The 18,722-nt window shown below is 41.7% G+C and carries 20 protein-coding genes and 1 pseudogene; 13 read left to right on the top strand and 8 right to left on the bottom strand.

The features are described 5' to 3' along the window. The first annotated feature begins 134 nt into the window (after positions 1 to 134). Together U0035_RS18570 and U0035_RS18565 are read left to right on the top strand one after the other, a co-directional pair. Complete coding sequence (locus U0035_RS18570; protein ID WP_114791542.1) at positions 135 to 437, top strand: hypothetical protein; 303 nt, start codon at positions 135 to 137, stop codon at positions 435 to 437. A gap of 114 nt (positions 438 to 551) precedes the next feature. Beyond that, positions 552 to 1,772, top strand: a complete 1,221-nt coding sequence (locus U0035_RS18565; RefSeq protein ID WP_114791543.1) for a DUF2130 domain-containing protein — start codon at positions 552 to 554, stop codon at positions 1,770 to 1,772. 19 nt (positions 1,773 to 1,791) lie between these two features. On the opposite strand, the gene U0035_RS18560 is transcribed toward U0035_RS18565, so the two are convergent. After that, a complete protein-coding gene (locus U0035_RS18560; RefSeq protein WP_114791544.1) occupies positions 1,792 to 2,403 on the bottom strand; it encodes a 4'-phosphopantetheinyl transferase family protein in 612 nt (203 codons plus the stop codon). Between the two features lie 84 nt (positions 2,404 to 2,487). Between U0035_RS18560 and dcd the strand changes: the two genes are divergently transcribed. Further along, entirely contained in the window at positions 2,488 to 3,024 is a 537-nt protein-coding gene (gene dcd / locus U0035_RS18555; RefSeq protein ID WP_114791545.1) for a dCTP deaminase, read from the top strand. Here dcd and U0035_RS18550 read toward each other — a convergent pair. After that, a complete protein-coding gene (locus U0035_RS18550; protein ID WP_170138310.1) occupies positions 3,021 to 4,364 on the bottom strand; it encodes a sensor histidine kinase in 1,344 nt (447 codons plus the stop codon). The genes dcd and U0035_RS18550 overlap by 4 nt on opposite strands. A gap of 122 nt (positions 4,365 to 4,486) precedes the next feature. Here U0035_RS18550 and U0035_RS18545 point away from each other — a divergent pair, with 122 nt between their 5' ends. The 3 genes from U0035_RS18545 (at position 4,487) to U0035_RS18535 (ending at position 6,448) form a co-directional block, all read left to right on the top strand. Next, a complete protein-coding gene (locus U0035_RS18545) occupies positions 4,487 to 5,038 on the top strand; it encodes a YqgE/AlgH family protein (RefSeq protein ID WP_170138311.1) in 552 nt (183 codons plus the stop codon). Positions 5,039 to 5,068: 30 nt separating this feature from the next. After that, positions 5,069 to 5,791, top strand: coding sequence for a DUF4197 domain-containing protein (locus U0035_RS18540; protein ID WP_114791547.1), 723 nt, complete (start codon positions 5,069 to 5,071; stop codon positions 5,789 to 5,791). A 141-nt stretch (positions 5,792 to 5,932) separates the two neighbouring features. Continuing rightward, the gene (locus tag U0035_RS18535; RefSeq protein WP_114791548.1) at positions 5,933 to 6,448 is read left to right on the top strand and encodes an RDD family protein; all 516 of its coding nucleotides are present in this window, start codon (positions 5,933 to 5,935) and stop codon (positions 6,446 to 6,448) included. A 915-nt stretch (positions 6,449 to 7,363) separates the two neighbouring features. On the opposite strand, the gene U0035_RS18530 is transcribed toward U0035_RS18535, so the two are convergent. The 5 genes and pseudogenes from U0035_RS18530 to atpD all read right to left on the bottom strand — a co-directional run bounded on the left by U0035_RS18530 (position 7,364) and on the right by atpD (position 11,119). After that, positions 7,364 to 8,833 carry a TlpA family protein disulfide reductase gene (locus U0035_RS18530; protein ID WP_162817915.1) on the bottom strand — a complete coding sequence of 490 codons (1,470 nt, stop codon included), beginning with the start codon at positions 8,831 to 8,833 and terminating at the stop codon, positions 7,364 to 7,366. Between the two features lie 76 nt (positions 8,834 to 8,909). Next, positions 8,910 to 9,167: an ATP synthase F1 subunit epsilon gene (gene atpC, locus U0035_RS18525; protein WP_114791550.1), complete on the bottom strand. Its 258-nt coding sequence runs from the start codon at positions 9,165 to 9,167 to the stop codon at positions 8,910 to 8,912. A gap of 40 nt (positions 9,168 to 9,207) precedes the next feature. Then, a pseudogene (locus U0035_RS23025) lies at positions 9,208 to 9,366 on the bottom strand (four helix bundle protein); the annotation flags it as partial. A 19-nt stretch (positions 9,367 to 9,385) separates the two neighbouring features. Further along, positions 9,386 to 9,523 (bottom strand): four helix bundle protein, encoded by a 138-nt coding sequence (locus U0035_RS18520; RefSeq protein ID WP_211316466.1) that lies wholly within the window; start codon positions 9,521 to 9,523, stop codon positions 9,386 to 9,388. A 108-nt stretch (positions 9,524 to 9,631) separates the two neighbouring features. Continuing rightward, entirely contained in the window at positions 9,632 to 11,119 is a 1,488-nt protein-coding gene (atpD, locus tag U0035_RS18515) for a F0F1 ATP synthase subunit beta (RefSeq protein ID WP_114791551.1), read from the bottom strand. Between the two features lie 229 nt (positions 11,120 to 11,348). Between atpD and U0035_RS18510 the strand changes: the two genes are divergently transcribed. The 7 genes from U0035_RS18510 to U0035_RS18480 all read left to right on the top strand — a co-directional run bounded on the left by U0035_RS18510 (position 11,349) and on the right by U0035_RS18480 (position 18,257). After that, positions 11,349 to 13,160: a L,D-transpeptidase family protein gene (locus tag U0035_RS18510; RefSeq protein ID WP_245957753.1), complete on the top strand. Its 1,812-nt coding sequence runs from the start codon at positions 11,349 to 11,351 to the stop codon at positions 13,158 to 13,160. 24 nt (positions 13,161 to 13,184) lie between these two features. Continuing rightward, positions 13,185 to 14,381 (top strand): hypothetical protein, encoded by a 1,197-nt coding sequence (locus U0035_RS18505; protein WP_114791553.1) that lies wholly within the window; start codon positions 13,185 to 13,187, stop codon positions 14,379 to 14,381. Between the two features lie 86 nt (positions 14,382 to 14,467). Further along, positions 14,468 to 15,013: an RNA polymerase sigma factor gene (locus U0035_RS18500; protein ID WP_245957754.1), complete on the top strand. Its 546-nt coding sequence runs from the start codon at positions 14,468 to 14,470 to the stop codon at positions 15,011 to 15,013. Next, the gene (locus U0035_RS18495) at positions 15,010 to 15,822 is read left to right on the top strand and encodes an anti-sigma factor (RefSeq protein ID WP_114791555.1); all 813 of its coding nucleotides are present in this window, start codon (positions 15,010 to 15,012) and stop codon (positions 15,820 to 15,822) included. The genes U0035_RS18500 and U0035_RS18495 overlap by 4 nt, the downstream gene beginning before the upstream one ends. A 337-nt stretch (positions 15,823 to 16,159) precedes the next feature. Further along, complete coding sequence (locus U0035_RS18490) at positions 16,160 to 16,885, top strand: ferritin-like domain-containing protein (RefSeq protein ID WP_114791556.1); 726 nt, start codon at positions 16,160 to 16,162, stop codon at positions 16,883 to 16,885. A gap of 18 nt (positions 16,886 to 16,903) precedes the next feature. Then, a complete protein-coding gene (locus U0035_RS18485; RefSeq protein WP_114791557.1) occupies positions 16,904 to 17,812 on the top strand; it encodes a ferritin-like domain-containing protein in 909 nt (302 codons plus the stop codon). 46 nt (positions 17,813 to 17,858) lie between these two features. After that, complete coding sequence (locus U0035_RS18480; RefSeq protein WP_114791558.1) at positions 17,859 to 18,257, top strand: hypothetical protein; 399 nt, start codon at positions 17,859 to 17,861, stop codon at positions 18,255 to 18,257. Positions 18,258 to 18,321: 64 nt separating this feature from the next. Here the strand turns inward: U0035_RS18480 and U0035_RS18475 are convergent, their stop codons facing one another. Then, positions 18,322 to 18,702: a hypothetical protein gene (locus tag U0035_RS18475; protein WP_114791559.1), complete on the bottom strand. Its 381-nt coding sequence runs from the start codon at positions 18,700 to 18,702 to the stop codon at positions 18,322 to 18,324. Between the last annotated feature and the right edge of the window lie 20 nt (positions 18,703 to 18,722).

Here is an 18,722-nt window from a genome sequence, read left to right as displayed (position 1 = left end):
TAGAAATATTATAGTTTCTATTAACTAAACCTTTGTATATAATGGTATCAATATTGCGTTTTATTAATCGAAGACACTTGCTCCTCTAACCAGACAGCTAAGTGATCATTATTAAACTTTAAAACCTTTATATCATGAAAAAAATTGCAACAAAATTTGTACTGGTAGCAGCTTCTACTTTTATTTTAGGAACGGCCATGGCTCAGACAGACACAACAAAAACGCCTGTGCCTGATACAACGGAAACGCCCACTCCGACAGATACAACAAGCGTTCCGACAGACACTACAACAATATCTAAAACAAATATAGAACAGGCAGCATCGCTTACGAGCGCCATAGGCAGGTATGTAAATACATTTTACGCAGCAACTAATAAAGAATTGCTGAATGCAAAGCAGTATGATTTAAAAACGGAAGAAGAAAACGAAGCTTAATCAGTACCACTGTTTTAGCTAGTTGCAATAGCCATCCTCAACGGGATGGCTATTGTTTTTATGCAAGACAATTTTGAATTTCTCTATTATCAATAATTTATTGAAATTGCATCAATGTCTACAAAAATAAAATGCCCCAGCTGCGGCAGCGAATTTGAACCCAACGAAGCGATCAGGGAAGAAGTGGAAAAGGAACTTCGTGCAAAGGTTACGGACTGGCAACGAAAAAAAACCGAAGAGCACCAGGTTGAGCTTCAGAAGAAAGAAGCCGAATGGCTGCAAAAATTGCAGGCAGAGAAAACCTCTTTGCAAAAACAACTCGAAGAACAAATAACGAAGAGTGTAAGCGGTGATTTTGAAAACAAACTATCCCTGCTTCAAAAAGTCAACGAGGAAAATGAAGAGAAATTAAAGCTTTCCAGGCAGCGCGAAACTGAATTTTTGAAACAACAGCAGGAATTAAAAAATAAGGAAGCCGAACTGGAACTAACGCTTCAAAAGAAACTGACAGAAGAAAGAGAAAGACTGGCCGAAAGCCTGCGAAAAATAGAAGCAGATAAGTCGGCCCAAAAAGAAACAGAATACCAGCTCAAATTGAGGGAACTGGAAAAGCAATTGGAAGACCAGAAAAAGCTGGCCAATGAAATGAAACGCAAGGCGGAACAGGGCTCCATGCAATTGCAGGGAGAAAGCCAGGAGCTGGCGCTCGAAGAATTGCTCAGCACTTCTTTTCCATTTGACCGGATTGAGGAAGTAGGCAAAGGCGTGCGGGGCGCAGACTGTATACAGGTAGTTCGAAACAACCTGGGCGCTGAATGCGGGCGCATCATCTGGGAAAGCAAACGCGCTGAAAACTTTGGGGGTGAGTGGATCGAAAAGCTAAAGGCAGATATGCGATCTTTGGGAGCAGACATGGCCATTTTAGTAACCCGCCGCTACCCTAAAGAAATGGATTGCTTTGGAGAAAAAGATGGCGTGTGGATCTGCAGTTTTTCGGAAGCCAGGGCCCTGGCATCGGTTTTACGGGACGGTATTTTTAGAATTTACAACGCTTCCAAAAGCCAGGAAAACAAGGGTGATAAGATGAATATGCTGTATAGCTATTTAACCAGTCCGGAATTTGCAGAACAATGGAAGGCGATACGGGAAGGATTTCTGAGCATGAAAATGAGTATTCAGAAAGAAAGAGATGCGATGGAACGATTGTGGAAAGCAAGAGAAAAACAGCTGGAAAAAGTACTGCTCAATGCTACACATATACGAGGTTCCATTGACGGTATTAGCGGCCTGGAAAATGTAGACCTTAACCTATTAGATTTCGACGAACCACTATAGCAGACAAACCCTATCTTTTTCAGGATGATGTGCAGTATATAAAGCTCAGGCAAAGCGGAGGCAATACGGCCAGGTGAATATCCATTGCCGTTTGATTCTTACTAAAATAACAATTAAACACACTGGCGCTTTTGTAGCCCTTTAGCTGAATATGCTGTTTAAAATCTACCAATCCCTCTCCATACCATTTGTATACGGCTTCTTTGGCGCTCCATACCTGCGTGGCCTTTTCCAGCGTTAAAGGCTTCAGCCATTCCTGCTCATCAGGTCTTATAAATTTATGCTCTACCCGCAATACCTTGTCAGTGGGAATTTCTATATCAATACCCACCCTGCTATGTTTGCTCACGATGGCCGCAGCATAATCGCCGCAATGAGATATAGAAAAATGGTAAGCTTCATCACTTAAAAAGGGTTTTCTGGTATCGGCTATTTTCACTTGCTGCGAAGGAAAATCGGGAAAAAGATACTTCAATAAAAACCGTCCTGCCAGGTGCTGTAATCGTTTATGAGGATGTGTCACTTCGCGATGCAGAGGTACCAGTTGCTTAAAATAAGCCTCCTCCTCGTCTATCTTCCAGATACCCAGTCGTGTATGCTCATTAATATCTTGTTGAAAAAAAACAGGCATAGTGCGGCTATTAATTTTATATTGCACAAATATAGTCGATGGCCGGTAAGTCCATGGGCATTCGCCAACAGTCAATCAAAAAAAATGATTCTTTCAGACATCAGGATACAAGAGGAAATGAATAAAGGCACCATCGTTATTAAGCCTTATGACCGGGAGTGCCTCGGCAGTAACAGCTATGATATCCATCTGGGTAAATGGCTGGCTACCTACCGGGCACATGTATTAGATGCCAGAAAGCACAATGAAATAGAATACTTCGAAATACCCGACGAGGGATTTGTTCTATATCCGCATATATTTTACCTGGGTGTAACACTTGAATATACAGAAACGCACGCGCATGTTCCCTTCCTGGAAGGAAAGTCTTCTACCGGACGTTTGGGCATAGACATTCATGCTACTGCCGGCAAGGGCGATGTAGGTTTTTGCGGGCACTGGACGCTGGAAATATCTGTGAAGCAACCGGTGAAAGTATACAAAGGCATGCCAGTGGGGCAATTAATTTATTTCCCTGTGGAAGGGGATATTGAAATAAAATATAACCAAAAGAAAAACGCGAAGTATAGCAGCCAGCCCGAAAAGCCGGTGGAAAGCATGATGTGGAAAAACAGGTTCTAATTTTTCGCCAAAGGAAATTCTACGGTAAATACAGACCCTCTGCCTAAAACGCTATCCACTTTTACGGTTCCGTTATGGGAATCGGCTACAGATTTAACATAGTTCAGCCCCAAACCAAAGCCTTTCACGTTGTGAAGGTTACCGGTATGAGCGCGATAAAACTTCTCAAAAATACGTTTTTGAGTTTCACGACTCATCCCGATTCCATTATCCTCGAATTTAATCACAATACCATTAGAGGTATTGGAGGTAGATATTTTTAGCTGTATCGGAACATTGTCCTTGGAATACTTAACTGCATTATCGATCAGGTTATTAACCAGGTTGGTAAAATGTACTTCATCGGCATCGATCAGGTCTTTGGTAGCTTCAAGGCTGAGAACCGAATCCCCGTTTTTCTCATGCAACTGTAACTGGAAGTTATCCACTACATTCTCAATAACCTCATGTACATGCAAGGGCTTTAAATCTATTTCAGCCTCCCGCTTTTCAAACTGTGATGCTTTTAAAATAGTTTCCACTTGTTTATTCATTCGCTGGTTCTCTTCCTTAATAATACCACTGAAATAATTAAGCTTATCCCTATCCCCCATTACCCGTTCATTCTTCAGAGCATCCACTGCCAGCGAAATAGTAGCAATAGGCGTTTTAAACTCATGGGTCATATTATTAATGAAATCATTTTTTATCTCGCCCAGCTTTTTCTGCCGCAGCATGGTGTAAACAGTAAGATAAAATGCAGCAACTATAACCAGGGTAAACAGTATCGCCATTAAAAGATTCCAGACAATAGATTGCGTAACATGCGACTTCCAGTTGAGAATAATCAATGCAAAAGCTTCGTCTTTAGTAATCCCATCAGATGCTGATCCTGGTTGGGATCGGATTAGGCTATAATTCGGGCTATAATTATGCAGACTATCTTCCATAGCCAATAAAAAATCAGGAGACTGTTTCTCTATATTCGGCCGTCCGGTTAAACCAGATAAAAAAGCATACTCATATTTCATTTTCCCTAAGCCGGCTTTTTCCAGCTCGCGCTGTACAATTTTTTCAATCTCAACTGTGCTCAGCTTAGCGCCAATTGAAATAGTTTTAAAGGGATCAAAAAAATTTCTTTGGGAAAAAAGGTTGCTATAGTTCTGACTGGCTTCGCTAATCAATTGATCACGCTTTTGTCCAAACTCATTACTGAGCGCCTGGTATACATTATCGATTTCCTGTTTTACCTGGTCTTCACGAAGTGTAATCAGGTTCTTTAACCACGACACCTGCATCACAATAATACCCACTAAAGACAGCGTAATTAAGACAGTTATGGACGAGAATAATCTTTTCACAAAAGCAAATATAATAATAGCAGCGAAGCTTAACATGAATACCTTAAAAGCACCCTATATTTAACTTTTTATAAAAGTCCCCGCGGGCCAAAGATTTAGTAAAAAATCCCTATATTGGTTGCATGATAGAACCCGCCAGTGGAACATTATTAATAGCGAATCCGCATTTGGACGATCCCAACTTCTTAAGAACAGTTGTATTTCTTTGTGAGCACAGTGAAGAAGGCAGTTTTGGGTTTGTGCTGAACCGGAAATTAGATTATGCCATAGAGGAGCTGGTACCGGAACTGGAAGACTTTAAAATACCTGTTTTCGAGGGAGGGCCTGTTGAGCTTAACACGCTGCACTTTTTACATCAATACCCTGATGCTATTCCGGGCGGCAAAGAAATAGGGGAAGGGCTTTTTTGGGGTGGAGAATTTGATAAAGTAATCGAATTGATCAACTCACGTACCGCCGACCTTAATAAAATAAGATTTTTTCTCGGCTATAGCGGCTGGAGTGGCGGCCAGTTACAGGCTGAGATGGAAGAGAGAACCTGGATTGTTGCCCCCGCTCCCGCCAAATTTATTTTTTCCGGTAATGAAAAAGAATTGTGGAAAGATGTGCTGAAAGACCTGGGTGGTGAATATGAGTTGATCATTAATGCTCCTCTTGACCCCAGAATGAATTAATTTTACGGGAATAATTACAACAGATTAAACATGAGAAGACTATTATTTGTTTTTGCGCTGAGCAGCACTTTTTTCTTTTCCGGCTGTGACACATTGAAAAATGTAGCCGGTACACTTTCCAATTTTGAAATAGCACAGGGTTTAAAAGAAGCCTTAACGCAGGGCCTGTTTAGTGGCTTTGATGCATTTGCCAATCCTAACCAGGGTAATGCATTGGTTCGTTTTGCTTTTCCCGGCGAAGCCGCAAAAATTGAAAAGACCTTGCGCGACCTGGGACTGACACAGGTAGTGAATAATGTAACGGCCAAGTACACCAATGCCATGTCACTGGCGGTGCAAAAAGCCAAACCTATATTTCTAAACTCAGTAAAAAACATGAGTATAGGAGATGCTGCGGGCATTTTATTAAGCGGGAACAAAAATGCAGCCACCCAGTATTTCAAAAGCGCTATGAGTCCACAACTCATGACAGCCTTTCGCCCGATTGTAGATAGTACGGTACGTACCACCGGGGCTGGAAATGAATACAACACTTTAGCAAAAGCGTACAATTCTATTCCATTGATCAGCAAAAAACTGGAACCCAGCCTCAATGAGTTTATTGCGGCCAGGGCGGTAGATGCTATGTTTCTTTATGTAGCTGATAAGGAAGCAGATATCCGGTCCAATCTTTCGGCGCGTACTACCCCGTTATTGCAGCGGGTTTTCGGCTATGCCGACTTGCAGGCAGGAAATCGTGCTACAACGAATTAAGCGTCAGGAACACTACCCATCACATAAATAAGTCATCCATGGCATCCCATCAAAGGATGCCATTATTTTTACACAATTATGTTGCTGATTTAAAAAACTTGTTCTAGTTTAGAATAAATATTAACTACAAACTTTACAACTATGACCGAACCAACAAGCAATTTCTCCTACCAGGGAGAGTCTAACCTGTTCAATACTCACCCCACCGTTGTTTATGCAGGATTCTGGGAAAGATTTGCCGCTATTTTTATCGATGGAATCATCTTATACGCAATAGGCCGCGTGATACAAATGATAATTGGAGCCCCTGATACCGAAGAACTGATGGCTATGAGTCAGAATGAAGGTTTTGGATCCACGATGTCGGCGGCTTATTTCAGCACATCGAACTTACTTTCTTTAGTAATTAACTGGCTATACATGGCCCTGATGATCTCTGGTCCCTGGCAGGCTACTCTGGGTAAAAGAGCTTTAGGCATTAAGGTTACCAGCTTAAACGGTGAACGTATATCTTTCTTAAACGCTACTGGCCGCTATTTTGCCACTATACTATCAACAATTATCTTACTTATAGGATATTTCATGATGTTATGGGATGATAAGAAACAAACCCTGCACGATAAACTGGCAGGCACGCTGGTGGTAAAAGGGAAATAAAACTCTCATTTAAAATTTATTCAGGCCTCGCTTCTATAGCGGGGCTTTATTTTGGCTGGTAGTAGTGATGCTTACCAGCGTACATGCTAAGCTGCTTTTAACTTCTACTCTGACCTAAGCATTAAGAGAAAATTTTATATTCCAATTAGTCTGCTTTATAATAGACTAATTTATGCATACAGCCATAAAAGATTGTTGTTGATAAGAAATTCTCACCTGCTTTTCCTTTATAAACCAGCATCTTATTTTACTTATGACGATCCTCTTATTTACACTGCTTCTATATTTTTGTGCTCCTTCAGACTATGATATTACCGGTATATGGCACAACCGGAAAAACCGTTCCATCCGCATTTTCGAAAAACATGGGAAACACTACGGCATTATGCATTGATTTGGGAAGCCGGAACCTAAACTCAAAAGTGGGCAATTGGTTTTAAGAACCTTGTATATGAAAATGGCCCCTTTAAAAATGGCCTTGCTTTCACACCGGCGTATGGCTGGGTAGCATGCGATGCCAGAATAAACAACCGGCACTCCATTTTACGGGGCATAAATTTAGCATAGCGCTTACAAGAATGTTGCTACCTGGCTCTAATTAATGGGAACCTAATACTCGTCGTATACCATGAGTGCCCTGTCGATAATATTTGAACGCTCCTTCAACAATTCTCCCATTGTTGGAGCATGATTGTCGAAAACCCGGCCATCTTGTCCTATCAAACATAAGCAGGAAAAGAAGTCGCACTGTAGTGTAGCTGCTGCACCAACAAGGCCAGCATTGCTATCAGTATTTTTTTCATATGAATTAGTTTCAATAAGTCTGATGAAAAACGAAGTTGCTTACTTCAGTTTAACATGAGCTTGTAGTTCCCATTTTTATAACCGGTAATTACTCTGTTAAAACGTTTATATCTAAAGCGCTTTATCAATTTCATTTTGCTCCTGCGCCAGCAATTCACTCATACGGCCTGCATTATTATTAATGATCCGACCGTCTTTACCGATTAAAAAATAGTGGGGGATGCCTGCCACATTATATAGCTTACAAACCGGATGTTCGGTCCACCCTTCTGCTATCAGGTTTACCTGATCCTCCATCTTATACTTAGCCAGGGCACTCTTCCATTGTTTTTCGTTCGCATCTACACAAACCGACACGAATACAATGTCTTTGCCTTTATACCGTTCGTGAAACTTTTTCGAATAGTTTTCAATATCATAGATACAAGGCCCGCAACCCACACCCCAAAAATCCAGGTATACCACTTTCCCTTTAAATTGAGATAAGGACACCCTATTTCCTTCATCATCTTTTAAAGTAAACTCCGGCGCCATATTCCCTGGCTTCAATGTTGCTGCGGCCTGGTAGCCCTGAGTGAGCCGATCTTTCAAGGTCGAATCAGTAAGTTCTTTAACAAACAGCTGATAAACCTGTTCTACATTTTTAAATCGATACCAGTTAAAATCATTCAATATGTTCTTGCTAACAAACCATTCCCTGATGATTTTGACAGGTATCTCAGCTTTGGCCCTGTAATAATTTCTTAAAGTGGGATCAAACTCATCTATAATGCCTGAAAAAGAATTAAAGAGACTGGAGAACCTGGGGTAATTATATAAAAACTCCCGGTATTGATCAGACATCCAAAACCACCGGTCTCGAAGTCCCTTATAATGTATCTGTTTCACTAAATCTTTCAGTCGTTCATTCTGTTCCTTTGAAATTTGATCGTTTAATAACTCTGTATCAGTTTGTAAAGTGGAAACGCTCAACAAGTTCTCACTGCGCAGAATATTCACGTATTTAAAATAGACATCAAGATAACTGGAACAGAAGACAGACTCCTTGCATTGATGAGCCATTTTCGCGAGCAACTCAAACTCCTGTTTAAAAAGCGTATTTACCAATGAAAACTTATCTTGTAAAGACAGGCTTTTTCGTTTATTATACAACTCATCTCCTAATTTCCCAAAAGGATCTCTGAATTTCAAATACTGCTGCCATTGAATGCCTAAAGCATCGTTCCTGTCTTTTTTAGTATTGCTGATTTGAAAAGTTTCCCTGAAACGACTATGATCCCAGTTAATATATATTGTATCACCATCCTCTACTGTAAATGTAATAGCGTCATTATTTAAATACAGGTAGCAGTCCTGCCTCTTTCCTTCAATGATGAACCGGTGCTCAAAATTGCCCTTTTCATCCACCAGTAAAGAGGAAGACTCGTTTTTTAGAAAACCGGTTTGTGCAAACTCAAAATATTTGCTCTTAAAGTTTTTGACGTTTCCTTTTAGAAAAATGGTGCCCTGATCGCCAAAACCCTGGGCATAGGAAAAAGTTGAGAAAACCAGTATTGATGCAGCTAACAGTGCGGTTCTCATAAGCAATTGTTTTCTCAAAAATAAAGAAGCCCGTGACATTAACTATCACGGGCTTCTCTTATTAAAGATTCTTTAACTATACTTTCTTAGCTCCTTCAACCAATACGGTTACATTATTATTCAGCACTTCAACAAATCCACCCTGAATAGTATAGAAAGTGGCAGGACCTGTAAGGCTGCTTTGTAATACTTTCAGTTTACCTTCTCCCAGCGCAGCAATCATTGGAGCGTGCCTGTTCAGCACCTCGAAAGATCCGGTTACACCCGGCATTTGAACGCCGTAAGCTTCACCGCTAAAAATACTTCCCTCAGGAGTTAAAATATTTAATTTCATGATAGTATTAAGATTTGTAGATTTTAGTATTCAGAATTCTCTAATCCTGCAGACCATTATAGAATGTCAAGGTCATTTTATAAATCTGTAATGCCTCATTGATCAACGAGTCAAACTGGTCCTGATCTATATATTTGAATCTGAAAGCCAGTTCTATTTGAGTTTGCGCTTCGTTGATAGAACCCATTGAAAATTCGAGAAAACGCTTAAACTACTTATTAGAACCTCTTCCCCGCACCTTCCGAAATATTACTTGGAATTGAAATAGCACAATTTCTGAGTTGCGACGTTAATCCGAATTTTTCTTCCACCGGAAATAAAGCACAAATTTCATATACCTGGGTTACAAAATCCATTGAGCGTTGCTATATTTCAACTCTCTATAGTTATGCATTCCCATGGAAACTATTTCAGTATATAGTTGGAAATCACAGTACTAAGTACTAATAATCTCCGTACCAGGTTTACGCTAATAACTTCTTACCTTTTTCAATAGCATCTTCGATATTACCTACCAGGTTGAAGGCTGCTTCCGGATACTCATCTACTTCACCATCCATGATCATGTTAAAGCCACGGATCGTTTCATCAATAGGTACCAATACCCCTTTCAGACCGGTAAAGGCTTCTGCTACGTGGAAAGGCTGAGAAAGGAAACGCTGTACTTTACGTGCACGCGATACCGTCATTTTATCTTCATCGCTCAATTCATCCATACCAAGGATGGCAATGATATCCTGGAGCTCTTTATAACGTTGTAAAATTAATTTCACCCTGTTTGCGCAATTGTAATGGGCTTCACCCACTACAGAAGGCATCAGGATACGTGAAGTAGAATCCAATGGATCCACCGCAGGATAAATACCTAAATCCGCAATTTTACGGCTTAATACCGTTGTCGCATCCAGGTGAGCAAATGTTGTTGCCGGAGCCGGATCCGTTAAGTCATCCGCAGGTACATATACCGCCTGTACAGAGGTAATAGAACCGTTTTTGGTTGAAGTAATACGTTCCTGCATTAATCCCATTTCTGTAGCCAGTGTAGGTTGGTAACCCACCGCTGATGGCATACGACCTAACAGCGCCGATACCTCAGAACCTGCCTGGGTGAAACGGAAGATATTATCAACGAAAAACAGGATATCCTTACCCTTTCCATCGCCCTCACCATCACGGAAATATTCTGCGATTGTTAAACCACTCAAAGCCACACGCGCACGCGCACCCGGAGGCTCGTTCATTTGTCCGAATACGAAAGTTGCTTTTGAATCTGCCAGTTCAGTAGCATCTACTTTAGACAGATCCCAGCCACCTTCTTCCATGCTATGTTTAAAGCCCTCACCATATTTCATGATACCAGCTTCAATCATCTCACGCATCAGGTCATTTCCCTCACGTGTACGTTCTCCCACACCGGCAAATACCGAAAGACCACCGTGACCTTTGGCAATATTATTAATCAACTCCTGGATCAATACTGTTTTACCCACACCAGCACCGCCAAACAAACCAATTTTACCACCCTTTGCATATGGCTCAATCAGGTCAATTACCTTAATACCTGTAAATAAAACTTCAGAAGCAGTGCTCAGGTTTTCAAAAGCCGGAGGCATTGCGTGAATAGGACGGCCATTTTCTTTAGATACAGCAGGTAATCCATCGATGGGGTCCCCTGTAACGTTAAAAAGACGTCCTTTAATTGCATCACCGGTAGGCATTGCAATTGCTTTTCCTGTATCGCGTACTTCTGTGCCGCGAACAAGACCTTCAGTTCCGTCCATCGCAATGGTACGAACGCTATCTTCTCCCAAATGTTGCTGAACTTCCAGTACAAGCTTTTCGCCATTCTCTTTTGTCAGCTCCAACGCGTTATAAATTTCCGGGAGGGATTCGCCGAACTGAACGTCGATTACCGCTCCAATAACTTGTTTAATTTTACCAACTTTTGCCATATTATTGAGGTGTGGTTATTTTTGTGGCTGCAAAAGTAAGGCTTCTCTGCGTATTATGGTACAACGGCTTTACAAATTATTCACATTTCGGCTTTCCTAAACCCATTTAAAACAGCGTTAAACACGCTTCATACTAAAAAATACTATAATATATCACTGCGCTGCCGGTTTTTATTCTTTTTTCCAGCTAATTTTGCGCTAAATCTTATACTCCTATTCGTACCTATCTATGAATTTTAGACTATCCCTGCTTACAACAGCTTTCTTTATGCTTTTGCTATCCTCCTGTAACTTGTTTGAGAAAACAAAGGAGGAAGAAAAACAAGAGCGGGAAAAAATCATTACCAAAGTAGATGTTACTATTGATACCAGCAACTCCTTTAATTCTCTTTTTATAGACACTGCCGAGGTCAGGGGTATTTTAGCAGCCAATCAGCTCAATGACACTTTGATAAATCGCCTGACCAGCTTTTACAACAGCCGGAATTACCAGTATGCCTGGTTTTCAAAGGAAGGCTTACCTGAGCACACCGTTTCTTTCTGGAACCTGCTGAAAAACTACCTCAATTACTCTAAAGACTCCACCGTTTACAACAAATGGCTGACAGACAAGATGGAAACCCTGATCCGGCTGGAACGGATCCGCCCGAAGAATGACTCCTTATACCAGAACGTAGAAATACTGCTTACGAAATACTTTTACACCTACGCTGATCATGCTTTTGGGTCAGATCCGGACTTTAGCATAAAATCGCTGGAATGGTATATTCCCAAGAAAAAACTCACACTTGAGGCGATGCTGGACTCGGTGTTGACCGGGCATGGACAGTATGCTGATGAATATGCCCCTCAAAACCCGCAGTACCTGAGATTAAAAGACCAGTTGGCAAAATACAAACAAATTAAAGATGCCGGGGGGTGGCCTAACGTAAACAGTAAGGTGGAGATCATGAAGAAGGGCTATACCGATGCCGCTGTAAAGACCCTCAAGAAAAGATTAAAAGCGGAAGGCTTTTTATTTGGGGAAGACAGCACATTTACGAATGAGTACGACAGCGAACTGGCTGAAGCGGTGAACGAAATCAAAAAAACCTACGGTTATAAACCGGACGGTACTGCCGGTAAAACTTTTTTGAAAGATGTGAATATTTCGGTAGAAGAAAGGATACAACAGATATTAATTAATATGGAACGTATGCGCTGGCTGCCTGGTAATACCAAAGACAGCGGTCGCTCGATAATGGTTAACATTCCTGAGTTTAAACTACACGTATATGAATACGGTCAGCCGGCCTGGGATATGGATGTAGTGGTAGGAAAGGAAGGCAACAATACAACTGTATTTACCGGGCGCCTGAGTAATATTGTGTTTAGCCCCTACTGGAACGTGCCCACCAGCATTGTTAAGAACGAAATGAATGGAGCACCCAGCGCAGCTTACCTGGCGCGTAACCACATGGAGGTTATTAAAGGACGCGTAAGGCAGAAGCCTGGTCCCTGGAATTCCCTGGGGCTGGTAAAGTTTCTATTTCCAAATAGCTACAATATCTATTTTCACGACTCACCCGCCAAAAGCTTGTTTAACAGGGATAAACGAAGTTATAGTCATGGCTGTATCCGCCTGAAAGAGCCTGCGAGGCTGGCCGAATATATTTTGAATGATACGGCAAGGTATAGCGCCCAAAAGGTGGACAGCCTGATGCATACCTATAAAGAAAAATATGTCAGGGTTAAAAAACCGATCCCGGTATTGATCACTTATTTTACTTCCTGGGTAAATGACAGCAGCGTTTTAAACTTCAGGGAGGATATTTATGGCCATGATGCCATCATCGCGAAAAAAATGTTCCTGAATAGTGTAGGCACCAGCTATAGCAGGCAAAAAGCGATTAAAGACAGTATTCAAAAAGTAAAAGACCTGGCAAAACTGAAGGAACAAAAGAAAAAGGATTCTATAGCCCGCAAAAATGAGGCAATAGAGCTAAAAAGAAAACAGGATAGCATTGCTGCAGCCCGGAAGAAGAAAACATCCGGCACATAATGTACCGCCGCCTATTTTTGTAGCATGAATCTTATTGAAGTCAATACCCCCGCGCTTGCAAAAGACTTTATCCAGGTGAATGTTTTGGTCAATCAAAACGATCCGAATTATATACGTCCGTTAGATAAAGACATTAACGACGTTTTCGACAAAGAAAAAAACAAAACTTTTCGTTCCGGGGAAGCGATCCGCTGGGTGTTAAGAAATAGCCAGGGACAGCTTATTGGCCGTATTGCTGCTTTTGTTAATAAGAAATATAAATCGAAAGGCGATGACGGGCCCGTGGGTGGTATGGGATTTTTCGATTGCATCAACGACCCGGCTGCGGCCAGCCTGTTACTGGATGCCGCAAAAAACTGGCTCACCGGCAAAGGCATGACTGCCATGGACGGGCCCATTAATTTTGGAGAACGCGATACCTGGTGGGGTTTACTGGTAAAAGGATTTGAACCACCTCTATACCGGATGAACTATAACCCGGCCTATTATAAAGACCTGCTGGAAGGTTATGGCTTTCAGCCCTTTTTCAACCAGATATGCTTTAGCCTGAATGTAGGTAGCCGTATACAGGAGAAATTTTACGAGCGACACGCCGCTTTGGCTAAAGACCCTAATTATTCTTCCGACAATATCAAAACCAACAACCTGCCCAAATATGCCAAAGACTTCACTATAGCTTATAATAAAGCCTGGGCGGGGCATGGCGGATTGAAACAACTGGACGAAAGAACTGTATTGAAAATGTTTCAATCGATGAAGGCGGTTATGGATGAGCGGGTCAACTGGATCATTTACTATAAAAATGAGCCCATCGGCATTTGGGTGAACCTCCCGGATTTGAACCAATGGTTCAAATATCTAAACGGAAAATTTGGGCTATTAGATAAACTGAAATTTTTATGGTATAAGAAAACAAAGCCCTGCGATAAATTTGTAGGACTTGTTTTTGGCATTGTACCGGAGTTCCAGGGAAAAGGCGTTGACGCTTACATGATCATAGAAGGATGCCGGCTGATCCAGAACCTGAAAATTGAAAATGGCAAGTATGAGCTGGGCAAACCTATTTACGACCATTTCGAGATGCAGTGGATTGGTGAGTTCAACCCCAAAATGATCAATGTGGCCGAATCCCTCGGCACCCACAGAAGCCGTATGCTTACTACTTACAGATATCAGTTCGACCGGGAAAAGGAGTTTAAGGCGCACCCGATATTAGGCTGATATCACTTAATGAAAAAAATATTAAAAAAAGTAAAACCATGTTGGTATAATTTTCGTACATCTGGTACTGATGTGAAATTCCTCTATTGAAAGCCATACAAAAATATACGGAACAGGAGCTGGTTGCGTTATTAAAACAGCGTGACGCAAATGCGTTTAGTTATCTGTACGATAACTATGCCGCTGCATTAAACAGTATCGTACGTAGCTTTATACCTGATGAACAGTTAGCGAATAGTGTTTTACAGGATAGTTTCGTAAAAATATGGAACCAGGCCAGTACTTTTGATAGCATACGTGGCCGGCTGTTTACCTGGATGTCGTCAATAGTTCGCAATACCGCTATAGATACCCTGAGAAGTAAAGACTGGAAAAACTCCAGGCAGAATGTGGAACTTACGGACAGGAATAACGAAATAGCCGCGGACAATCTCTTAAATATAGATGCTATTGGTTTGCGAAAGGTTGTGAACAGCTTGAGGGAAGAGTATAAAACGGTGGTGGAGATGTGCTACTTCGACGGCTTTACCCAAAACGATATTGCCGAAACAACCGGTATACCTTTGGGAACAGTAAAAACCAGGTTACGTAAAGCTTTAATTGAATTAAGAAGCAGGATCAGTAATACATGAACATAAAGGAGTACATACAAAGTGGCATAATTGAAAGTTATGTGTTAGGCCTGGCAGATGCTGAGGAAAGAGCCGAGCTGGAACAACTTCGTATGCAGCACCCTGAGATTGAACAAGCAATAAGCTTGTTTGAGCAGGAGCTGGAAAGGTCTGCTACACAAAACGCTGTGCCTGTGCACTCCGATATTAAGGCTAACTTATTTGATAAGCTGGGTTTAAAACCGAATGCTGAACCTGCACCGATAACTGAAGATCCGAAAGTAGTACTACCTGAAAGTGGTGGCAAAACGCCATTGATCAAATACCTGGCCGCGGCGGCTGTAATCCTTTTTGTAATCAGTGCCGGATTTAATATTTACACTTATAACCGATACAAAAATCTCGAAGCCGAAAATCGCCAGTTAGCTTTGCAGCGCGACCAGCTGTACGCTAACAATAATACTATTCAAACCAGGCTCGATGAGCTGGATAAAAACATGCAGCTGATCTCAGGCCCTGATATGCTAAAGGTGGCCCTGAGCGGCGTTGCCGGCAAAGAATCAAGTCAGGCTGTAGTATATTGGAACAAGAATAGCAAGGACGTTTACCTGGTAGCCAAAGCCCTGCCCCAGGCGCCTAAGGGCAAGCAGTACCAGCTTTGGGCTTTAATGGATGGAAAGCCTATAGACGCCGGCGTACTGGGAGATTGTAATACTGTTTGCAAACTGAAAAATATACAAAACGCCCAGGCATTCGCCATTACGCTCGAAAATGAAGGCGGAAGCCCCACTCCTAACCTGGAGCAGTTATATGTAATGGGCAAAATTTAATTTTTCCGAATCCGTTTCCTTTTATTTCCCGTAGATAATATCGGTCATGGTAAGAGTGACATATCAGTATTGGGGCTGCAGGTTTGGGCAGCCCCTTTTCTTATAAGGCTGCCACACCAATCTTTAATATCAATCGGTTCGCATTTAAGTTTTAGTTAGTCCTGTCTGCTGGAACTATTCACTGCCATTCCTTATCTCTTCTCTCTATTACCTATTCACTATTCCCTCTTAAATATTTTCTTAAAAAAGAAATCCGCATTTCATAACATCTCGTATTTACTTATGAAAGGGCACCTGTAAGTACCCAAAACCATTCCCCAATCAAAAATCAAATATTATGAAATCAGAACAAGCAAACCTTACCACTGCCGGTTCCGGTAAAGAAGGTTACAACCGAAGAAAATTTCTTTCTGCCCTGGGTTTGGGAACCGCGGGTGCAGCAGTTCTTTCTTCCTGCGGCCATAATGACTGGTACGACCAGTTTAGAGATGGTAATAAAAATGGAGGTGCTACATTGGACTTTAAAGATGACATAGGTATTCTTAACTATGCTTACGCGCTGGAACAGCTGGAAGCCGCTTTTTATACGGAAGTAGTAGCCAAGTCTTCTTCCGTATTTAGTGCTTCTCAAAACGCCTTCTTTAATGACATTAAACTCCACGAAATTGCGCACCGCGAATTCTTTAAAAAGGCGTTAGGTAGCAATGCTATCGGAAATCTCGAAGTTGATTTCTCGTCAGTTAATTTTTCCAGCAAAGACAGTGTGTTGGCTACTGCAAAAGCATTTGAAGATTTGGGCGTAGCTGCCTACAATGGAGCAGGCTATAAAATAATGACGGAAGCTTACCTGGTAATAGCAGGCCAGATCGTTTCCGTGGAAGCCAGGCATGCTGCATGGATCAGAGACCAGATATCGAACGGATCTTTCTCTGACCTTAATAGTTTAACCGCTTTGGGCGCAGATAATTCAAAGGGACTTGACGCCGCATTGCCTCCCAGCAAAGTGCTTCCTATTGCGGCCACTTATATCAAAACCAAGATCGATGTTAAAAATGTTTTTTAACCTTAAAACCTTACAATCATGAATATCCTGAATATATTAAGCGAAATTGAAAAAGTAGATGAAGACATCTATGACAGGCTTAGTCCGCGCAGACGCATAATGAAAGATTTTTACAATGCTGGCCGGAAAATATCCCTGGCCGCATTACCACTTGCATTAAGTTCGATGTTTACAAAAGCCTATGGGCAGTCAGGCAACAGAAGCGTGAACGATGTGCTGAACTTTGCCTTGACGTTGGAATACCTCGAATTTCATTTTTACAACCATACTGTTGTAGGCAAAGACCCTGCTTCATCGGTAAAAGATGTTACATTTAATTTTCCAAGTGCTGCTGCATTACAGGCAATCACTACGATCCGCGATCACGAAAAAGCACATGTCGATTTTTTAAAGGCGGTATTAGGTAGTGCGGCACGACCTGAGCTGGCCTATACCAATTTTGACTTCAGAGCAGGCGGTACTTATAATGCGAATAACAGCTACAACTCGGGCGGAACCTTTGCAGATGTATATACCAATTATGCAACCTTTCTCAAAGTTGCGACAGCATTTGAAGATACAGGAGTACGTGCTTACAAAGGCCAGGCAGGATTTCTGAAAGGCAACCAGGTGGTACTGACAGCGGCTTTGCAAATACATGCCGTTGAAGCACGCCACGCCTCTCATTTACGCCAGATGGCCGCCGGAGCAGGCCTTACTATTAAGCCATGGATCACTTATACCGCTAATGGCAATGATACGGGCGTTGCACCTGCAGATGCGGTTTATGCAGGCGAGCAAAATACAACACAGGCAACCGTACCTATTACCAATATAGCTGCAGGCGTTACCCAGGCAGCAGCGGCAGAGAGCTTTGACGAGCCACTGGCTACTGCGAATGTGGTTACTATTGCCAACCTGTTTCTTAAACCTGCCTTTAGATTATAATTATAATCTAAAGCACATCTCTTATTAACTTTTTAAATATCAAGCAATGAAAAGAATATTTTTCGCACTGGCTCTTCTTGGCGGTATCACTACTGTCGCGCAGGCCGCTGATTTAAGCACTACTCCTGTTGTATATAAAGTAAGCGCCGATTGGGTAAAATCGAAAACGCAAACCTGGGCAGGCTCCATTGAAGACAACACCTACTGGTATAAGTTGGACAAGTCAGCTAAATTATGGTGGAGCACCGACGGAACCAAATGGGCTGAAGTTGAAAGTCAAAGCTGGACTGATAAGGACGGCAAATGGCTAAAGATTCACGAAGGCAAATTGGTTTGGAGTACAGATGGTACACAATGGAGTGAAGTACCCGAATGGAAATGGGAAGGAAGTGACGGTAAGTGGTACAAGTTTGATAAAAAATGGACCCTTTGGACGAATAAGTAGCATAGGCGCTATAGCAAAAAAGCCCGTGATTTCAAGTCACGGGCTTTTAACAATATTAAAATTTCTATCTGCTACAATCGGCTGTCCATGTATTACCGTTTTTAGTAACGCCAATAACTAACTTATTATTAGTAACATTAATCAGGCCGGCTAATTCACCTGTACTAACCCAGGTATTATCGCCGCTCTGCCTGAATTCTACATTATTAATATCAGGTATTCCATCAGAAAACTTGAAATTATAAGTTGTTGCAGAACCGCCTTTTACCACTGTAACTGAACCATTCGTATTAGATACATCATCACCGTCACCAGTATAGGTAACCTTTCCGTTATATGTACCTACAAAAAAGCGATTGTCGGCAGGATCATCGTCTTTGCTGCACGCCGTAAATACAAAAGATGCAAAAAGCACCACACCAAGCATTTTCAAAATTGATTTCATAAGATTCGGGATTTGATTAA

The organism is Niabella yanshanensis (genome assembly GCF_034424215.1).
Taxonomy (GTDB): domain Bacteria; phylum Bacteroidota; class Bacteroidia; order Chitinophagales; family Chitinophagaceae; genus Niabella; species Niabella yanshanensis.
Note: the sequence above shows the minus strand (reverse complement) of the source record. Positions and strands in the feature narration are given on the sequence as shown.

Excerpts from the sequence above, each read along its gene's own strand:
- U0035_RS18535 (WP_114791548.1), top strand. The coding sequence starts at position 5,933 with ATGACCGAACCAACAAGCAATTTCTCCTACCAGGGAGAGTCTAACCTG.
- U0035_RS18530 (WP_162817915.1), bottom strand. The coding sequence starts at position 8,833 with ATGAGAACCGCACTGTTAGCTGCATCAATACTGGTTTTCTCAACTTTT.
- U0035_RS18520 (WP_211316466.1), bottom strand. The coding sequence starts at position 9,523 with ATGGATTTTGTAACCCAGGTATATGAAATTTGTGCTTTATTTCCGGTG.
- U0035_RS18560 (WP_114791544.1), bottom strand. The coding sequence starts at position 2,403 with ATGCCTGTTTTTTTTCAACAAGATATTAATGAGCATACACGACTGGGT.
- dcd (WP_114791545.1), top strand. The coding sequence starts at position 2,488 with ATGATTCTTTCAGACATCAGGATACAAGAGGAAATGAATAAAGGCACC.
- U0035_RS18480 (WP_114791558.1), top strand. The coding sequence starts at position 17,859 with ATGAAAAGAATATTTTTCGCACTGGCTCTTCTTGGCGGTATCACTACT.
- atpD (WP_114791551.1), bottom strand. The coding sequence starts at position 11,119 with ATGGCAAAAGTTGGTAAAATTAAACAAGTTATTGGAGCGGTAATCGAC.
- atpC (WP_114791550.1), bottom strand. The coding sequence starts at position 9,167 with ATGAAATTAAATATTTTAACTCCTGAGGGAAGTATTTTTAGCGGTGAA.
- U0035_RS18565 (WP_114791543.1), top strand. The coding sequence starts at position 552 with ATGTCTACAAAAATAAAATGCCCCAGCTGCGGCAGCGAATTTGAACCC.
- U0035_RS18540 (WP_114791547.1), top strand. The coding sequence starts at position 5,069 with ATGAGAAGACTATTATTTGTTTTTGCGCTGAGCAGCACTTTTTTCTTT.
- U0035_RS18490 (WP_114791556.1), top strand. The coding sequence starts at position 16,160 with ATGAAATCAGAACAAGCAAACCTTACCACTGCCGGTTCCGGTAAAGAA.
- U0035_RS18495 (WP_114791555.1), top strand. The coding sequence starts at position 15,010 with ATGAACATAAAGGAGTACATACAAAGTGGCATAATTGAAAGTTATGTG.
- U0035_RS18545 (WP_170138311.1), top strand. The coding sequence starts at position 4,487 with ATGATAGAACCCGCCAGTGGAACATTATTAATAGCGAATCCGCATTTG.
- U0035_RS18485 (WP_114791557.1), top strand. The coding sequence starts at position 16,904 with ATGAATATCCTGAATATATTAAGCGAAATTGAAAAAGTAGATGAAGAC.
- U0035_RS18570 (WP_114791542.1), top strand. The coding sequence starts at position 135 with ATGAAAAAAATTGCAACAAAATTTGTACTGGTAGCAGCTTCTACTTTT.
- U0035_RS18505 (WP_114791553.1), top strand. The coding sequence starts at position 13,185 with ATGAATCTTATTGAAGTCAATACCCCCGCGCTTGCAAAAGACTTTATC.
- U0035_RS18510 (WP_245957753.1), top strand. The coding sequence starts at position 11,349 with ATGAATTTTAGACTATCCCTGCTTACAACAGCTTTCTTTATGCTTTTG.
- U0035_RS18475 (WP_114791559.1), bottom strand. The coding sequence starts at position 18,702 with ATGAAATCAATTTTGAAAATGCTTGGTGTGGTGCTTTTTGCATCTTTT.